The organism is Antarcticibacterium sp. 1MA-6-2 (assembly GCF_021535135.1).
Lineage (GTDB): Bacteria > Bacteroidota > Bacteroidia > Flavobacteriales > Flavobacteriaceae > Gillisia.
The window spans coordinates 720,606-737,803 of sequence record NZ_CP091036.1; the positions used below are offsets into that span (position 1 = coordinate 720,606).

The 17,198-nt window shown below is 37.3% G+C and carries 11 protein-coding genes and 4 pseudogenes; 8 read left to right on the top strand and 7 right to left on the bottom strand.

From position 1 onward, the window contains the following. Nucleotides 1–62: 62 nt before the first annotated feature. A complete protein-coding gene (locus LZ575_RS03660; protein ID WP_235328578.1) occupies nt 63–1,316 on the bottom strand; it encodes a tetratricopeptide repeat protein in 1,254 nt (417 codons plus the stop codon). Nucleotides 1,317–1,337: 21 nt separating this feature from the next. Beyond that, a pseudogene (gyrA, locus tag LZ575_RS03665) lies at nt 1,338–3,873 on the bottom strand (DNA gyrase subunit A). A gap of 249 nt (nt 3,874–4,122) precedes the next feature. Here gyrA and LZ575_RS03670 point away from each other — a divergent pair. Beyond that, nucleotides 4,123–6,675 (top strand): annotated as a pseudogene (locus LZ575_RS03670) (ATP-dependent Clp protease ATP-binding subunit). A gap of 45 nt (nt 6,676–6,720) precedes the next feature. Next, nucleotides 6,721–7,197, top strand: a complete 477-nt coding sequence (locus tag LZ575_RS03675; RefSeq protein ID WP_235328625.1) for a hypothetical protein — start codon at nt 6,721–6,723, stop codon at nt 7,195–7,197. Here the strand turns inward: LZ575_RS03675 and hutH are convergent. The 3 genes from hutH to LZ575_RS23195 form a co-directional block, all read right to left on the bottom strand. Then, nucleotides 7,194–8,705, bottom strand: a complete 1,512-nt coding sequence (gene hutH, locus LZ575_RS03680) for a histidine ammonia-lyase (RefSeq protein WP_235328634.1) — start codon at nt 8,703–8,705, stop codon at nt 7,194–7,196. The two genes, LZ575_RS03675 and hutH, sit on opposite strands and share 4 nt — an antisense overlap. Before the next feature lie 162 nt (nt 8,706–8,867). Beyond that, a complete protein-coding gene (locus tag LZ575_RS23190; protein WP_311195953.1) occupies nt 8,868–9,554 on the bottom strand; it encodes an NAD(P)H-hydrate dehydratase in 687 nt (228 codons plus the stop codon). Continuing rightward, entirely contained in the window at nt 9,520–10,386 is an 867-nt protein-coding gene (locus LZ575_RS23195) for an NAD(P)H-hydrate epimerase (protein ID WP_311195954.1), read from the bottom strand. Before LZ575_RS23195 ends, LZ575_RS23190 begins: the two co-directional genes overlap by 35 nt. A gap of 142 nt (nt 10,387–10,528) precedes the next feature. Between LZ575_RS23195 and gcvT the strand changes: the two genes are divergently transcribed. The 4 genes from gcvT (at nt 10,529) to LZ575_RS03705 (ending at nt 13,615) form a co-directional block, all read left to right on the top strand. Then, entirely contained in the window at nt 10,529–11,611 is a 1,083-nt protein-coding gene (gene gcvT / locus LZ575_RS03690; protein WP_235328636.1) for a glycine cleavage system aminomethyltransferase GcvT, read from the top strand. 5 nt (nt 11,612–11,616) lie between these two features. Next, nucleotides 11,617–12,432, top strand: coding sequence for a sugar nucleotide-binding protein (locus tag LZ575_RS03695; protein ID WP_235328638.1), 816 nt, complete (start codon nt 11,617–11,619; stop codon nt 12,430–12,432). A gap of 89 nt (nt 12,433–12,521) precedes the next feature. Further along, nucleotides 12,522–12,809, top strand: coding sequence for a 4a-hydroxytetrahydrobiopterin dehydratase (locus LZ575_RS03700; RefSeq protein ID WP_235328640.1), 288 nt, complete (start codon nt 12,522–12,524; stop codon nt 12,807–12,809). Nucleotides 12,810–12,895: 86 nt separating this feature from the next. Beyond that, on the top strand, nt 12,896–13,615 hold the full coding sequence (locus tag LZ575_RS03705) for a YebC/PmpR family DNA-binding transcriptional regulator (RefSeq protein WP_235328642.1): 720 nt from the start codon (nt 12,896–12,898) through the stop codon (nt 13,613–13,615). Between the two features lie 41 nt (nt 13,616–13,656). Here the strand turns inward: LZ575_RS03705 and LZ575_RS03710 are convergent. Next, nucleotides 13,657–14,887, bottom strand: a pseudogene (locus LZ575_RS03710) (proline dehydrogenase family protein). Between the two features lie 102 nt (nt 14,888–14,989). Between LZ575_RS03710 and aroB the strand changes: the two are divergent. Continuing rightward, complete coding sequence (gene aroB / locus LZ575_RS03715) at nt 14,990–16,066, top strand: 3-dehydroquinate synthase (protein WP_235328644.1); 1,077 nt, start codon at nt 14,990–14,992, stop codon at nt 16,064–16,066. A gap of 94 nt (nt 16,067–16,160) precedes the next feature. Next, nucleotides 16,161–16,523 carry a hypothetical protein gene (locus tag LZ575_RS03720; protein WP_235328652.1) on the top strand — a complete coding sequence of 121 codons (363 nt, stop codon included), beginning with the start codon at nt 16,161–16,163 and terminating at the stop codon, nt 16,521–16,523. A 71-nt stretch (nt 16,524–16,594) separates the two neighbouring features. Here the strand turns inward: LZ575_RS03720 and LZ575_RS03725 are convergent. Continuing rightward, nucleotides 16,595–17,145: pseudogene (locus LZ575_RS03725) on the bottom strand (type 1 glutamine amidotransferase domain-containing protein). Between the last annotated feature and the right edge of the window lie 53 nt (nt 17,146–17,198).

The window sequence follows — 17,198 nt, forward strand, 5'->3', positions numbered from 1 at the left end:
GAAAGCATAAAACAAAGAAGGCTGCCATTTGGCAGCCTTCTTTTTGCTAAAAAATATAATTTTTAGTTCTGAGCCTGTGGCTCTCCAAGCTTTTCCTGTATGGCATCTGCTTTTGCATTTTCTCCTAACTGGTAGTAGATATTCATTGTAGTACGCATTGCCTCACGGTTATCTGGATTATTTTCCATTACTTTTTCGAGGTATGGCAAAGCTTCACGATATATTTCTTTACGTTTTTCACCAAGTTCATCATACTTTTTAGTATCAGCTTTACTCATTCCAAGGCTGTTCATTTCTTCTACAATAGAGGCTTCTTTTGAAAGTATTGCAGCAGCAATGTTCAATCTTGCATCTGTCATAGTAGGATCAATTTCCAAAGCCTTTTTGTAATGCTTAATTGCTGTATCGTGATCACTAACTTCAAAAGCAGTCACCCCAAGGTTGTAAAACAAAGTAGGGTTCTTCGGATCTTTCTCTACAATACTCTCCATAATCTCACGATATTTTTCTTTATCCCCCATTTTGTAGTACATATCTGCTTCAGATTGTAATAGAGTCAAATCATCAGGATTTGCTTGTTTTGCAGCTTCCATAGCAGCGACAGCCTTGTCATTATTTCCTTCAGCAATGTAAATAAGGGCGATGTTTTTAGCTATTTCACCACTTTTCGCAGGAGTAACACGATCCTGAGGATTAATATATTCTCCAGATTTTACCATAAGATCTCTTTGAGCCTGGTTCATTACTTCTTCCTCTCCTGTAGCTTTATTAACAGCCACATATTCGGTTTCAATTCCGGTATATCCCAGATCCCTAAGAGTTTCGTAATACTTTAATGCAGTTTTATAATCCTGAGCATTAATAGCATTTGAAGCCGCATAATAAAGATATACAGTATCCTTATTGTTCAATTGGTAACCTGTATACAATTTTTCGGCAGCGCTGGAATAGTTTTCGGTATTTTGATCTTTAATAGCACTTTGAACCAGTGCATTTCCTACAGAAGCAAGACCATTTACTGCCTCATCACTTCCAAATTCCTGCGCTTTTTTGTAAGCTTCAGCTGCTGTTCTCAAATCCTCAACTGTTGCATTTTCTCCTGCTCCTAGATAAGCCTGACCTTTATATAAGTAAAAATCAGCTTTTACCTTATCATTCGCACCTGAAATGCTGGATTCTGCCTGTTGAAGAAGTGTTTTTGCTTCAGCATAACTACCTTTATCAAGAGCTTTACCTGCATCTCGAATCTCCTTCTTTTGAGCTACAGCAACCACCGATAAAAATGATAGTGCTATAGAAAATAATTTAGTTTTCATTGATTTTGGTTTTATGATTATTTATTCTTCACTATCATTAGCAATTGTTGTGCCATCTCCTATAGCGTCATTGCTATCGGGAGTCACGGCATCATCCAGATCAACTTCACCCTCTTCATTTTGCATCACTTTTGCAACAGCTGCAATGGCATCATTTCCTTTAACTTTTATAAGTCTAACTCCCTGAGTAGCTCTACCCATAACTCTTAAATTGTCCACACTCATCCTTATAGCCAAACCAGACCTGTTAATGATCATAAGATCATCACTATCTGTCACATTTTTTATAGCTACAAGTTCTCCTGTTTTTTCAGTTATAGATATAGTTTTAACACCCTTACCACCGCGGTTGGTAATCCTGTAATCCTCAAGTTTTGAACGCTTTCCATAGCCATTGGATGACACCACCAGTACATCGGCTTCCTGGTCATTTACTGCAATCATTCCTACCACCTCATCCTTATCATCGGCTAAAGTAATACCTCTTACTCCAGATGCGTTACGTCCCATTGGCCTTGTCTTGCTTTCCTCAAAACGTATGGCTTTACCACTTCTTATGGCCAGCATTACCTGGCTATTGCCTGTGGTAAGCTTTGCTTCAAGAAGTTCATCATCTTCACGAATGGTAATTGCATTGATCCCATTGATTCTTGGACGCGAATATTGCTCCAGAGAAGTTTTTTTCACCTGGCCTTTTTTTGTGGCCATAATAACATAGTGATTGTTGATATATTCCTCATCTTTGAGGTCCTGGGTACAAATGAAAGCTTTGACTTTGTCATCTGGCTCCAGGTTTATAAGGTTTTGAATTGCCCTGCCTTTTGAAGTTTTACTTCCTTCAGGAATTTCATAAACCCTCATCCAGAAACATTTTCCTTTTTGAGTAAAGAACAACATATACTGGTGATTTGTTCCTGCAAACAAGTGCTCAAGGAAATCTTCACTTCGAGTTGTAGAACCTTTTTGACCTACTCCTCCTCTATTCTGGGTTTTATATTCTGTAAGGGAAGTTCTTTTGATATACCCGGCATGGGAAATGGTAATAACCACCTGCTCATCGGGAATCATATCTTCTATACTTAGATCGCCACCTAAGCATATTCAATTATAGATCTTCTCTCATCTCCATATTTAGATTTGATCTCCAGAAGTTCTTCTTTTATAACTTCCATTCTTCGCTCTTTACGGGCAAGAATATCTTTTAAATCTTCTATCGTCTTAAGAAGTTCGTCATATTCTGCACGTAATTTATCCTGCTCAAGACTCAGTAAGCTGTCTCAATCGCATTTCTACAATCGCCTTAGCCTGCAGTTCTGAAAGTTGGAATCGTTCTATTAATTTCGTTCTTGCCTCATCAGCATTTGAAGAGGATCTAATCAAGGCTATTACTTCATCTATATTATCTGAAGCAATGATTAATCCCTCTAAGATATGTGCTCTTTCTTCAGCCTTACGTAATTCATACGTAGTTCTTCTTACCACTACATCATGCCTGTGCTCGACGAAGTGATAGATCATATCCTTAAGATTCAGCATCTCAGGTCGACCTTTTACAAGAGCTATATTATTAACACTGAAGCTTGTTTGAAGCGCAGTATGTTTATAAAGGGTGTTTAGAACAATATTTGGAATGGCATCCTTTTTAAGAATATAAACAATCCTCATCCCGTTTCTATCAGATTCATCTCTTATAGAAGCAATTCCATCTATCCTCTTCTCGTTTACCAGATCTGCCGTCTTTTTGATCATTTCGGCTTTGTTCACCTGGTAGGGAATTTCAGTTACAATTATTGACTCTCTGCCATTTACTTCCTCTAGTGAAGATTTAGCACGAACCATAATTCTTCCACGTCCTGTTTTAAAGGCCTCTCTTACTCCATCATATCCATAAATAGTACCACCTAGTTGGAAAATCGGGAGCTTTAATGTGAGTAATTAGTTCATCTATTTCTATATCGTTATTTTCAATATAGGCTACGGTGCCATCTATAACTTCAGAAAGATTATGTGGAGGCATATTGGTTGCCATACCAACGGCAATTCCACTGGCTCCGTTTACAAGCAGGTTTGGAACCCGGGTTGGCAGAACAGTTGGTTCTTCCAGGGTATCATCAAAATTTAATCTAAAGTCTACAGTCTCTTTGTCAATATCTGCCAGCATATCTTCTGCGATCTTACGCATTCTTGCCTCTGTGTATCGCATTGCAGCCGGACTATCGCCATCAACAGATCCAAAGTTACCCTGGCCATCAACAAGCATATAACGTAAGCTCCATTCCTGGGCCATACGAACCATAGTATCATAAACTGAAGTATCTCCGTGGGGATGGTATTTACCTAATACCTCTCCAACAATCCTGGCAGATTTTTTATGTGCAGTGTTGGAGCGTATTCCCAACTCATGCATTCCAAATAAGACTCTTCTATGCACTGGTTTTAAACCGTCACGAACATCAGGAAGAGCACGTGACACAATGACCGACATTGAATAATCAATGTAGGCCGATTTCATTTCATCTTCAATGTTGATAGGAATTAATTTTTCTCCTTCAGCCATATTTATTACTTTAATTTAGTTCAAAAATCTAACGTGCCAATTTACGCATTTTGCTGTTGTTATTAGGCGTAACTGCTGGTGTTTTGGCAAATTTTATTAACAAATATTTAGGCTGCCGTGGTTAATAAGTTACCTAACTTGAATTTTGATTATTAAAAGTTATTTTGTCAATTAGCTTACGACATATTAATAGGTACAGTTTTTGAACCTTTGAATATGATTTAAAAATTTAAGAGAAAGGAAATTAAGATGGATGATAATTTTTCACCCAAAGTCAAAGATGTCATAGCCTACAGTAAAGAGGAAGCTCTTAGGCTGGGTCATGACTTTATAGGAACTGAGCATTTGATGCTTGGCCTACTTAGAGACGGAGACGGTAAAGCTATAAATATATTGAACGCCCTGGATATCGATCTTAGCCATTTAAGGCGAAAAGTTGAAATTTTAAGTCCCGCTAATCCTGCTTCTGGTGCTATTTCTAATGAAAAGAAGAATTTGCATTTAACTCGGCAGGCAGAGCGAGCTTTAAAAACGACTTTCCTGGAAGCTAAACTTTTCCAAAGTTCATCTATAAATACAGCTCACCTACTGTTATGTATTCTCAGAAATGAGAACGACCCTACAACAAAACTCCTTAATAAGCTAAAAATTGATTATGATGGGGTTAAAGACCAATTCAAATACATGATCACTAACGAAGACGACTTTTTGGAAGCGCCGCGAGCTGAATCCTTTAGCGATGAAGACAGCAGTACAGATGATGCTACAAAAGATAATCCCTTTAGCAGCACTACTGGCAAAACCAATAAGAAGTCAAAAACTCCTGTTTTGGACAACTTTGGCCGGGATCTAACTGCAATGGCCGAAATTGATAAGCTTGACCCCGTTGTTGGTAGAGAAAAGGAAATTGAAAGGGTAAGCCAAATTCTTAGCAGACGAAAGAAAAACAACCCCTTACTTATTGGAGAACCGGGTGTAGGTAAATCTGCAATTGCAGAAGGACTTGCTTTAAGAATAGTAAAGCGTAAGGTGTCACGGATACTTTTTGATAAGCGTGTAGTTACATTAGATCTGGCAAGTCTTGTAGCTTAGTACAAAATATCGGGGCCAGTTTGAGGAAAGAATGAAGGCTGTAATGAATGAACTCGAAAAGAATGATGACATCATTTTATTTATTGATGAAATTCATACTATAGTTGGTGCTTATGGTGCCACAGGAAGCCTTGATGCGAGCAACATGTTCAAACTGGCTTTAGCCAGAGGAGAAATTCAATGTATTGGTGCTACAACCCTGGATGAATACAGGCAGTATATTGAAAAAGACGGGGCATTAGAGAGAAGATTTCAAAAGGTTATTGTAGAACCAACTTCTGTAGACGAGACCCTGGAGATCCTTAATAACATTAAGAATAAATATGAGGAGCACCACAACGTTTCTTACACCCCCGAAGCCATAGATGCCTGTGTTAAATTAACCAACAGGTATATGACCGACCGTTTTTTACCAGACAAGGCTATTGATGCTCTTGATGAAGCAGGTGCCCGGGTACATATTACGAACATTGAAGTGCCTAAGCAAATTCTTGACCTTGAACGCAAATTGGAAGAGGTTCGTGAGAGTAAAAATGCCGTTGTTAAAAAGCAGAAATATGAAGAAGCTGCCAAATTAAGGGATGATGAAAAGAATCTTGAAAAGCAGTTATCTGTAGCCCAGGAAAAATGGGAAGAAGAGTCTAAAAAGCATAAAGAGACAGTTACTGAAGACCACGTTGCTGATGTTGTATCTATGATGACAGGTGTGCTTAGTTAACAGAATAGCTCAAACTGAAATTAATAAGCTCGCAGAATTACCAAAGCGTATTAAAGGTAAAGTTATTGGCCAGGATGACGCTGTAAATAAAGTAGTAAAAGCAATTCAACGTAACCGCGCAGGACTTAAAGATCCTAATAAACCAATTGGATCATTTATCTTTTTGGGACAAACCTGATGTTGGTAAAACACAACTTGCAAAGATTCTTGCAAAAGAATTATTTGATAATGAAGACACACTCATTAGAATTGATATGAGTGAGTATATGGAAAAATTCGCAGTTTCGAGATTAATTGGAGCGCCTCCGGGATATATTGGATATGAAGAAGGTGGACAATTGACTGAAAAAGTGCGCAGAAAGCCTTATGCGGTTCTTTTACTGGACGAGGTTGAAAAAGCTCACCCCGATGTTTTTAATATGCTTCTACAAGTCCTGGACGATGGGTATTTGACAGACAGTTTGGGTAGAAAGATTGACTTTAGGAATACCATAATCATTATGACTTCTAATATAGGTTCCAGAAAACTTAAAGATTTTGGACAGGGAGTGGGATTTGGTACTGCGGCAAAACGATCTCAAATTGATGAAAACACCCGAAGCGTAATTGAAAGTGCACTTAAAAAAGCCTTTGCACCGGAATTCTTGAACAGAATTGATGATGTAGTTATTTTTAATTCTTTAGAAAGAGAGGATATTCACAAGATCATTGATATTGAGCTTAAGAAGTTATATGACAGGATTGGACTTATTGGATACCAATTAACCTTGAGCGATAAAGCCAAAGATTATATAGCTGAAAAAGGTTTTGATAAAGATTATGGTGCAAGACCTTTAAACAGGGCTATTCAAAAATATATTGAAGATGTTCTTGCTGAAGAAATTATTACTTCAAACCTAAGTGAAGGAGATAAGATCTTTATGGATTTAGATGAGCCCAATGAGAAGCTTTCAATTAGCATTGAGAAAGCTGCAAAAGAAACAGAGTCATAAATCTCTGTTTTAATATGATAATTTGTTAAATGCTTCCAGAGTAATTTGGAAGCATTTTTTTATTATTTAACTCATAAAAATTTTTATTCTTCTAATTTCTCAAGAACATTAATTACTACATTTGTTGCTCATGATTTCCCCTACAATCTTATGACTAAATCGATTATTCACCTGGACTTTGGAAAAGTTTGGTTTAGAGAAAATATTCTTATTGCCGAACTAAATGAAGGAATATTATTTGACGTTGATAACAACCGTCAACTTCTTGAAATAGGAAAAAATTTTTATGTAAATAAACCTTACGGTTATATCTCTCACAGGATCCATTCCTATGCTGTTAATCCAATGGTGTATCTGGAATCAGCCAATGTTGAAAACCTGAAGGCCATAGCTGTTGTTACTACGAACGACACCTGCAAAAAGAATACTTTACTTGAGCGGCAGTTCTATAAAGATGCTAATTCGTTTGAAGTCTTTGATACTTTAGACAATGCCTTTAACTGGATACAGCACAAAATTTAATCAAAAAGTAAGTCTTCCTTTATTTCGAAAGAGTCTATAAAGCTTTTAGCATTTTTTATGTGAACAGCCATTACCTGGTCTTCCATAATTAAAGGAACTCTTTTTCTAAAATCTCCAATTACCTTCTGAAGAATGGAGGATGTTCTTGAAGGCTCTCTAAAGTAAAGGGCCTGGGAAGCATTAAAAAGTTCTATTGAAAGAATGGTGGATAAGTTATCAAGTACCTTCAAAATTTTTGTAGCCCCATTTGCCCCCATGCTTACGTGATCCTCCTGCCCGTTTGAGGAAACTATAGAATCTGTACTGGATGGATTTGCATATAGTTTATTCTGGCTAACAATACTGGCAGCGGTATATTGTGGAATCATAAATCCACTGTTGAGGCCCGGATTTTCAACTAAAAAAGTAGGTAAACCCCTGAGACCTGATACCAGTTGGTAAATTCTTCTTTCAGAAATATTTCCTATTTCTGCCATAGCGATGGCGAGAAAATCCAATCCAAGGGCCAGGGACTGTCCGTGAAAATTCCCTCCGGAGATTATTTTATTGGCATCAATAAAGATATTGGGATTGTCAGAAACTGAATTAATTTCGGTTTTAAAAGTCTTTCGCACAAAGGATAAAGTGTCTTTTGTTGCACCATGTACCTGCGGGATACATCTAAACGAATAAGGATCCTGCACAGTTTCCTTTTCTTTGACAGCAATTTCACTTCCTGCCAGAAATTCTCTTAATCTTTCTGCTGTTTTGATTTGTCCCCTGTGCGGTCTAACCATATGTACCAGTTCATCAAATGGAGACATATTACAATCAAAGGCATCAATAGATATAGCTCCAACAAGGTCGGCGAGGTAACACAATTTATAGGCTTTCAATAAAGCATATACACCGTGAGCACTCATAAACTGGGTCCCGTTTAAGAGTGCCAAACCTTCTTTAGACCTCAGTTTTAAGGGTTCCCAGTTAAATTGCTTAAGAATTTCACCACCTTCAACAATTTTATCTTCAAAATAAACTTCCCCCTTTCCTATTAATGGTAAAGCCAGGTGCGCCAAAGGCGCCAGGTCACCTGAAGCTCCAAGAGAACCTTGTTCATAAATGACCGGGAGAATATCCCGGTTATAAAACTCAATTAATCTTTCTACTGTTTGAAGGGCAATACCCGAATGACCGTAGCTTAGAGATTGTATTTTTAAAAACAACATCAGTTTTATAATGGGTTTTGCCACAAGATCTCCTGTACCACAGGCGTGTGACATTACTAGATTTTCCTGAAGCTCTGTAAGATTTTCAGCAGAAATTTTTACGTTACATAAAGAGCCAAAACCTGTATTAATACCGTAGATTGGTTTCTCATTCTTTTTTACCTTTTCATCCAGATAATTCCGGGATTTCTCAATATTTGCCCGGGCTTCTTCACTTAATTCCAGCTTTTTATTTTCTTTGATAATGTTATAAATGATGTGCAGGTCTAAAACGTCTGAACTTATATAGTGATAGGGCTCCATTAAGGGGATATTTATTAGTTAATTCCAGGGTACAAAAACAGGATCTTCTGTTTCAAAATCTTAACCCAAAAGGTTTAATCTGTAAATTGGCCAATTAGAATTGATCATTTACATCATTAAACAAATGCAAAAATAAATTATAAATTTCCAAGTGAAAGCCCTTTAATTACCATTTTTAAACAAATCCTTATAAGCTTCTCCAAGAAAACGGGTAAGATCCCCGGCTACCATACTTTCAAAACCCATAGAGGCTGCAGCCAGATCTCCTGCCCTGCCATGTAAATAAGTTCCAAAGACGGCAGCAATAAGAGGTTCATATTTTTGAGAGATGAGCCCGGTAATAATTCCTGCCAACACGTCACCAGCTCCTGCCGTAGCCATCCCGGGGTTTCCTGTGTTATTTACATATAGATCGTCGCCAGATACAATTATAGTGTGTGCATCTTTAAGAACAAGTATTAGTTCGTGTTTCCTGGAAAATTCCTTAGCCTTTTTAATTTTATGAAAATCGTCTTTCCACTCCCCTATTAACCTTTCCAGTTCTTTAGGATGTGGAGTTAAAACTGAGCCCTTAGGAACATAATCAATTAATTTTTTATTTTTTGAAAGCATATTTAAACCATCAGCATCAATAACCAGAGGCTCCTTTAGCTTCTGAAGAAATTTTGCATAAGTTTCCAGGGTTTTTTCTGAAGTTCCTGCACCCATCCCGAAGCAAATTACGGAAGGCTGCATTTCTACCTGAATATTTTCGAGTTCTCTCTCGCCTGTATCTGTGATCACCATGGCCTCGGGAAGTACAGTTTGAAGGATTTCATAACCACAGGAGGGAGCATAAATTGTTACCATTCCTGCACTTAGCCTTCAAAGCCGCTGTAGCTGTAAGGGAAATGCTGCCTATTTTTCCGTAGCTACCTCCCATGATAAGGCTATGGCCGTAATCTCCTTTATGAGAAAACTGCTTTCTTGGTTTGTAAAGATTAACTGCTTCAGATTTATTGATGAGTTGTGCCGCTGCAGGAGCCGATGCGAGATACTCACTGTCCAGACCAATGTCGAGGACCTGGAAATCACCAACATATTCTGCAGTGCCGGGAAGAAAGAAAACTAGTTTTGGGGCCTGGAAAGTAAGAGTAAAATTTGAATAAATAATTGCATCGTCTTTACCCGGAGGTTTATTTGAAAATAAACCTGAAGGCATATCTATGGATAGAATAAAAGCTCCACTTTTATTAATATGCCTGATCAAAGTAGCCACCCAATCTTCTGCGGGCTTATTAAGACCAATTCCAAAAATAGCATCTATGACAAAATCTCCTTTAGCAATTTCAGGGAAATCATCTTCTCCCTTTAAAAGTATTGGCCATTTCTTGCTTATTTCCTGGAATCTATTATAATTCAGCAGGAAATCCGGAGAACGTCTGTTGGTGAAATTTACTACATACACTTTTACATTATATCCCTCCTTTAAAAGTAATCTCCCTAAAACCAATCCGTCACCGCCATTATTTCCTATTCCACAAAATATTTTTATTGGCAAAGGATTATTATTTAGTCTTTTATGTACTTCCTCATAAACTTTAGTAGCGGCCCGTTCCATGAGTTGTTCTGATGTTATTCCTTGCTTTTCTATTGTCACTTTATCAGCTTCAGCCAAATGCTTAACATCAAAAATTTTCATACGTTCTAGTTTTTCGGTTTCTTCAAATATAGGATATCCTGGGATCAGCCATTTCGGCACACTTATAATTTCTTTATAAATCTTCCTTAATTTACTTCTTAATCAGTCTGAAATAGATAAATTTGCCCAAATTTTTACACAAATGAAAGAAATTGCCCTTAATAAAATTCACCAGGATCTAAATGCTAAAATAGTTCCTTTTGCTGGTTATAATATGCCTGTCTCTTACGAAGGAGTAAACAGTGAACACGAGACCGTAAGAAAAGGAGTGGGAGTTTTTGATGTTTCGCACATGGGGGAATTTTTAATTACTGGCGAAAGTGCACTGGACCTCATTCAAAAAGTTTGCAGCAATGATGCTTCAAAACTTGTAGACGGCCAGGCGCAATATTCCTGTATGCCTAATGAAGAGGGTGGTATTGTAGATGACCTTATTGTTTACAGGATTAATTCTGAAAAATATTTATTGGTAGTTAACGCTTCAAATATCGAGAAAGACTGGAACTGGATTGCACAACATAACACCATGGATGCAACCATGCGAGATCTATCGGACGAGTTTTCTTTACTGGCCATTCAGGGTCCAAAAGCAGCGGAAGCGATGCAGTCTCTTACTGAAGTAAATCTTAAGGAGATGAAATTCTACACTTTTGAGGTTGCAGAATTTGCAGGAGTAAAGAATGTAATTATTTCTGCTACCGGATATACGGGTAGTGGTGGTTTTGAAATTTATTTCAAGAATGATGATGCAGAAGAAATTTGGAACCGCGTAATGGAAGCAGGAGCAGATTATGGAATAAAACCTATTGGATTAGCAGCAAGAGATACCCTGCGACTGGAGATGGGATATTGCCTTTACGGAAATGATATAGATGACACCACCTCCCCTCTTGAAGCAGGCCTGGGCTGGATCACCAAGTTCACGAAAGACTTCATCAATGCAGATAATTTGAAGAGAGAAAAAGAAGAAGGTCCTAAACGAAAACTTATAGCATTTGAGCTGGATGAGAGAGGTATTCCACGACACGGCTATGAAATAGTAGATAAGAATGGCAGGATTATTGGCGTAGTCACATCAGGCACTATGTCACCGTCACTGGATAAAGGAATAGGTTTAGGCTATGTTCCTTCAGAAATAGCTAAGAGTCAGGAAAAGATCTATATCCAAATAAGGAAAAAGGCTATTCCTGCAACCCAGGTGAAGTTGCCTTTTTATAAAGGATAATTCTATTGAAAAAAATATTGATCTTAGGAGCAAGCGGCTTTATAGGCAACGCCTTATATAAAGAGCTCTGCTCCTATTTTGATACTTACGGTACCTACTTTAATAATTCTTCTCCCTACAGCAACAACAAAAAATTTTTTGAATATGACCAGGAGACGGAAAACATCCAGATACTCCTGGAAAATTTACGGCCCACAGTTATAATTTCTGCAATTAGAGGGAATTTTGAGACGCAGGTTCAAACTCATCTTTCTATTATAGATTATATATTGAGAAATGACTGTAAATTAATTTTTATTTCTTCAGCGAACGTATTTGATGCCTTTACCAATTATCCTTCCTACGAATATGATAAAACATTATCTCAAAGTATTTATGGAAGGTTCAAAATAAAAATAGAAAATGCGCTTCTAAGGCTACCTAATGACAAGTATAATATCATTAGACTACCCATGGTTTTTGGAGCCAATTCTCCCAGGGTGGTAGAAATTAAAAATAAAATTGAATTTGGTGAAGCATTGGAAGTTTTTCCAAATGTTGTAGTAAATGCTACAGATATAATGAAAGTAACACAGCAAATTCATTATATCATTAACAGAAAAAAGCAGGGAGTTTTTCATTTGGGAAGCAATGATTTAACCCATCAACACGATCTTATTGTCGATATAGCTGAAACTTTGGGGTATAAGAATCCTTTGCTAAAACAGGTGTACGATTCTAATTATGACCGTTTTCTGGCCGTTTTACCAAAAGATAATTTATTGCCTAAAAATCTTCAGGTTTTCATTCAGGATGTCGTGAAAGCATCTGTTATAATATAAAATGCATAGTAAGTAAATAGCCAATCCATCTACACTAATTTCCGTAACTTTCGTACTCATATCAGCACATTCACCTAAATTTTTAAAAAATGAAAAAATTATCAGAACAGGAAATAAATTCAAAATTAGAATCTCTTGAAGGTTGGTCCTATTCAGGATCGGGTATACAAACCTCTTTTGAATTTGCCAATTTTAAAGAAGCTTTCACTTTAATGACCCGTATAGCTTTTGAAGCTGAAGCTCTTAATCATCATCCCAACTGGAGCAATGTCTATAATCAACTTGAAATTACCCTGTCTACTCATGATGCCGGGGGAGTTACCGAAAAAGATTTCAAATTGGCTCAGGCAATTGAAGAAATCGTAAATGCCGATTAAAAGCTGCTGAAGATATTATATGAGGCTTGTTTTTTTAATGAAAACCAGAGCGTTTTTTTTATTTTTACGCCACATTTCAAACTATTATGGGAAGAGCATTCGAATTTAGAAAAGCACGAAAAATGAAACGCTGGTCAGCAATGGCCAAAGCATTTACACGTATTGGTAAAGATATTGTAATGGCTGTTAAAGAGGGAGGTCCAGATCCTGATACCAACTCTCGTTTAAGGGCTGTGATACAAAATGCCAAAAGTGTCAATATGCCCAAGGATAATATTGAGCGTGCAATAAAAAGAGCAAGTGATAAAAACCAGGGGGATTATAAGGTTGTTTTATTTGAAGGTTATGCCCCGCACGGGATTGCTGTTCTTGTTGAAACAGCAACAGATAATAATAACAGGACGGTAGCAAATGTGAGAATGCATTTTAGTAAGTGCGATGGAAACCTGGGAACATCGGGATCTGTAGAATTCATGTTTGATCATACCTGTAATTTCCGTATTGCCGATGATGGATTAGATCCCGAAGAACTCGAACTGGAATTAATAGATTTTGGTGCCGAAGAAGTTTTTAAAGATGAAGATGGAATTCACATCTATGCTCCTTTTGAAAGTTTTGGAGCTATCCAGAAAGAACTGGAAAACCGGGAAATTGAAATTCTGTCATCGGGCTTTGAAAGGATCCCGCAGGTCACCAAAAAATTATCTCCGGAAGATGCTGCAGATGTAGAAAAACTTTTAGAACGGCTCGAAGAAGACGATGATGTTCAAAACGTCTATCATACAATGGAAGAAACCGAAGATTAATCTTCGGTTTCATTTTTTAAACTAAAATATGGAGCAGGTATTTATTCCACTTTTTCCTTTACCCGGACAGCTTTATTCTCTCTGGTAGCTTTTGTTGTCTCTCCTTTTCTTCTTTTCTTTTCCTCAATTAACAAAGACAGTTCTCTTCCTGTTTGACCTCGAACCGATGTATTTTCCTGCGCTCTCCTTATAAGGTAAGGAACTACATCTCTAACAGGACCAAAGGGAACCAGTTTAACTGAATTGTATCCTTTTCTTGCAAGATTATAACTAATATGATCACTCATGCCATATAACTGGCTAAACCAAACCCTGTCATCGTTAATTGCAAGGCCCTTATCTTCCATAATTTGAAGAGCGAGATAATTGCTTACTTCATTATGTGTTCCAATGAATACTGAGATATCATCTATATTAGCCAGGCAATAGGCCAGTACACCATTAAAACTTACATCGGTAGCTTCTTTGTTCTCACAGATAGGGGATGCATAACCCATTTTCCTGGCACGTTCATTTTCCTTTTCCATATAAGCGCCACGAACGATTTTAGCACCAATTTTAAATCCTTCTTGTTGCCCTTTTTTATGTAAATCCTGAAGATACTGGAGTCTATCCCATCTATAGCATTGTAAAGTATTAAATACGATCGTCTTTTCCTGATTGTACTTTCTCATCATTCGTTCCATTAGCTCATCTGCAGAGTCCTGCATCCAGGTTTCTTCTCCGTCTGCCAATACACTTATATCATTTTGATAGGCCGCTTCACAAATATTTTCTACACGTTGCTGCACCCTTTTCCACTCTTCCTCTTCTTCAGGAGTAAGGGTCACTCTGGAAGTAACTTTTTCCCATATTTCAAATCGGCCTATACCTGTTGGCTTAAAGACTGCAAATGGCAACTCTTTCTTTTTCGCAGCAAATTCAATAATACTTATCTTTTTCTTCATTGCAGCATCAAACTGCTCCTCCTGCTCCTTCCCTTCTACTGAGTAATCTAATATACTGTGTAGTTTTTTAGTATACATTTTTTCTATGGTAGGCAAACAATCTTCCATAGACTCGCCACCACTAAATTGGTTAAAGATGGTAGCTTTTATTAATCCCTCTACTAAGCAAATGCAATTTTAAAGACATTTTGGTAAGAGAAGTTCCAATTTTCACCAAAGCAGGCCTGTTGATCATCCCAAATAGAAATAACGCTCTATTGAGTTCATCATCAGATTTCAGCTTAAAAGCCGTCTCTGTATCATTGAAAATTTTTTGTGTTATCATTGCGGTTTTATTAATACAACAAAGATAATTATTGGTAAATGAATTTTTATTAAAATTCTCCTTATTTTCGAACTTTAAAACATCAGCAAATACTTGAAAAATATGGGAACCCACGCAGTGCAGGCACCAGTTTATTACTCCGGTGAAGCCTATGAAAAACTTAATAAATTCCTAAAAGAAAGTGCACCTTCAATCCTGTTTGTTTTGGTGGACAGCAACACCAGGGAATTTTGTCTTCCCGACTTTCTACCCCGCCTGGAAACTTCAGTAAACATTGAGGTAATTGAAATGGAAGCAGGTGAAGAACACAAGAACATTGACACCTGTAGCGGGATTTGGAATGCATTATCAGAACTGGAAGCAGACAGGAAGAGCGTTATGCTAAACCTGGGCGGAGGTGTTGTTACAGATCTTGGAGGATTTGTGGCCAGTACATTTAAACGAGGTATAAAATATGTGAATATACCCACTACTTTACTATCTATGGTTGATGCTTCAGTTGGTGGTAAAACAGGTGTTGATCTGGGGAATTTAAAGAACCAGGTGGGGGTAATTACTCAGCCAGAGATGGTAATGATTGATTCCAATTATTTGAGCACACTTTCTTCCGCAGAAATGAGGAGTGGCCTTGCCGAAATTTTAAAACATGGTTTAATTTCCAGTAAAGACTACTGGAGAAAAGCGGTAAATCTTAAGGAACTTACTCTTGAAGATCTGGATGATCTAATTGTAGAATCGGTGCAGATTAAATCTGCCGTGGTACAGAAAGATCCTTTAGAGGAAAACCTGAGAAAGACATTAAATTTTGGCCATACTTTTGGTCATGCAATAGAATCTTATTTTCTTACACACCCGCATAAAAAAACTTTACTACACGGGGAAGCGGTTGCGGCAGGAATTGTAATAGCCGCGTATCTCTCTCACAAGCAGCAAGGCTTGAACGAGGAAGAACTAGAAGAAATTACTAATAATATCCTTCAATTGTATTTCCGCGTAGACCTTGAAGAAGAGGACCTTGAAGAGATCCTTGCGCTGTTAAAATTCGATAAAAAGAATTCCCACGGAAAGATCAAATTTGTTCTTTTAGAGCAAATTGGTAAGCCTGTAATTGATCTCGAAGTGTCCCGGGATCTTCAGTTTGAAGCACTTAGGTACTATATAGATCTTAAAAAGCATTAATTGTAGTGGCAGTTCAATTTAATTTTTATAAATTATTTTTGAAATTGCACATGTCATCCAATTTTTATTATAATTGCACACTCAAAAATTAGTTATGAAAAGAGTTATTGTAGATTACAAAAAACTTACTCCCGAGATCCTGAGCCTTCTTGTTGAGAAGTATCCTGATGGTTACGATGATGACCAAATTATCTCTTTTAAAAATGCCAAGAACGAGACTATTGAAGCTGTAGAAGTAAGAACCGAAGATTCAATTTATCTGGTAAAAGTGAGCACCAGATTAGAGAATACGATGGCAAATTATGATGAAGATGACTACGAAGATTCAGACTTTAATGAGCCAATAGTAGATATACCAGAAAAAGGTATAGAAGAGGATGTGGAAGATGATGTGGAAGACGATGACACCGCAACCGCAGAAGAAGATGGAGAAGACGAGGAAGAAGATGATAAATAAAAAAGACTGCTAAGACTTTGCTGAAATTGTTTAGCAAAGTCTTAGCAGCCTTCAATTAATTTTTAAAAGGATTAAGCGTGTTGCTCCTGGTGCTTACCTTCCTTAATCTCTTCAATTAATTTAGAGTTAAAGGCTTAGGTAAATCATCTGGATTTCTACTGGTCACAAATCCTTCATCTACAACTACTTCTTTATCCACCCAATGTGCTCCTGCATTCTCAACATCTTTTCCAATTGAATGAAAGGAAGTCATTGTTCTTCCTTTTACAACTCCTGCGCTTATTAAAGTCCAGGGAGCATGACAAATTGCAGCAACAGGTTTGTGTTGATCAAAAAAGTCCCGAACGAAAGTCAGTGCCTTCTCGCTTCTTCTTAAATAATCAGGATTAATTACTCCTCCGGGTAAAACCAGAGCATTGTAATCTTTTGCAGTTACCTCTTCCAGAGTATGGTCAACTTTATATTCATTGGACCAGTTACCATCGTTCCATGCTTTAATTTTTCCCGACTCTGTACTAACAATATCTACCTGGAATCCCTCTTTCTCCATAGCTTCTTTTGGAGATTTTAATTCGCTTTCTTCAAATCCGTTGGTTGCCAAAATGGCTATTCTCTTTTTCATATTTTCTGTTTAAATTAATTCCAAAATAAGATACACCCTCAAGGAGAGAATCT

Excerpts from the sequence above, each read along its gene's own strand:
- LZ575_RS23195 (WP_311195954.1), bottom strand. The coding sequence starts at position 10,386 with ATGAAAATTTTTGATGTTAAGCATTTGGCTGAAGCTGATAAAGTGACA.
- LZ575_RS03720 (WP_235328652.1), top strand. The coding sequence starts at position 16,161 with ATGAAAAGAGTTATTGTAGATTACAAAAAACTTACTCCCGAGATCCTG.
- hutH (WP_235328634.1), bottom strand. The coding sequence starts at position 8,705 with ATGGAGCCCTATCACTATATAAGTTCAGACGTTTTAGACCTGCACATC.
- LZ575_RS03705 (WP_235328642.1), top strand. The coding sequence starts at position 12,896 with ATGGGAAGAGCATTCGAATTTAGAAAAGCACGAAAAATGAAACGCTGG.
- gcvT (WP_235328636.1), top strand. The coding sequence starts at position 10,529 with ATGAAAGAAATTGCCCTTAATAAAATTCACCAGGATCTAAATGCTAAA.
- LZ575_RS23190 (WP_311195953.1), bottom strand. The coding sequence starts at position 9,554 with ATGGTAACAATTTATGCTCCCTCCTGTGGTTATGAAATCCTTCAAACT.
- LZ575_RS03700 (WP_235328640.1), top strand. The coding sequence starts at position 12,522 with ATGAAAAAATTATCAGAACAGGAAATAAATTCAAAATTAGAATCTCTT.
- aroB (WP_235328644.1), top strand. The coding sequence starts at position 14,990 with ATGGGAACCCACGCAGTGCAGGCACCAGTTTATTACTCCGGTGAAGCC.
- LZ575_RS03660 (WP_235328578.1), bottom strand. The coding sequence starts at position 1,316 with ATGAAAACTAAATTATTTTCTATAGCACTATCATTTTTATCGGTGGTT.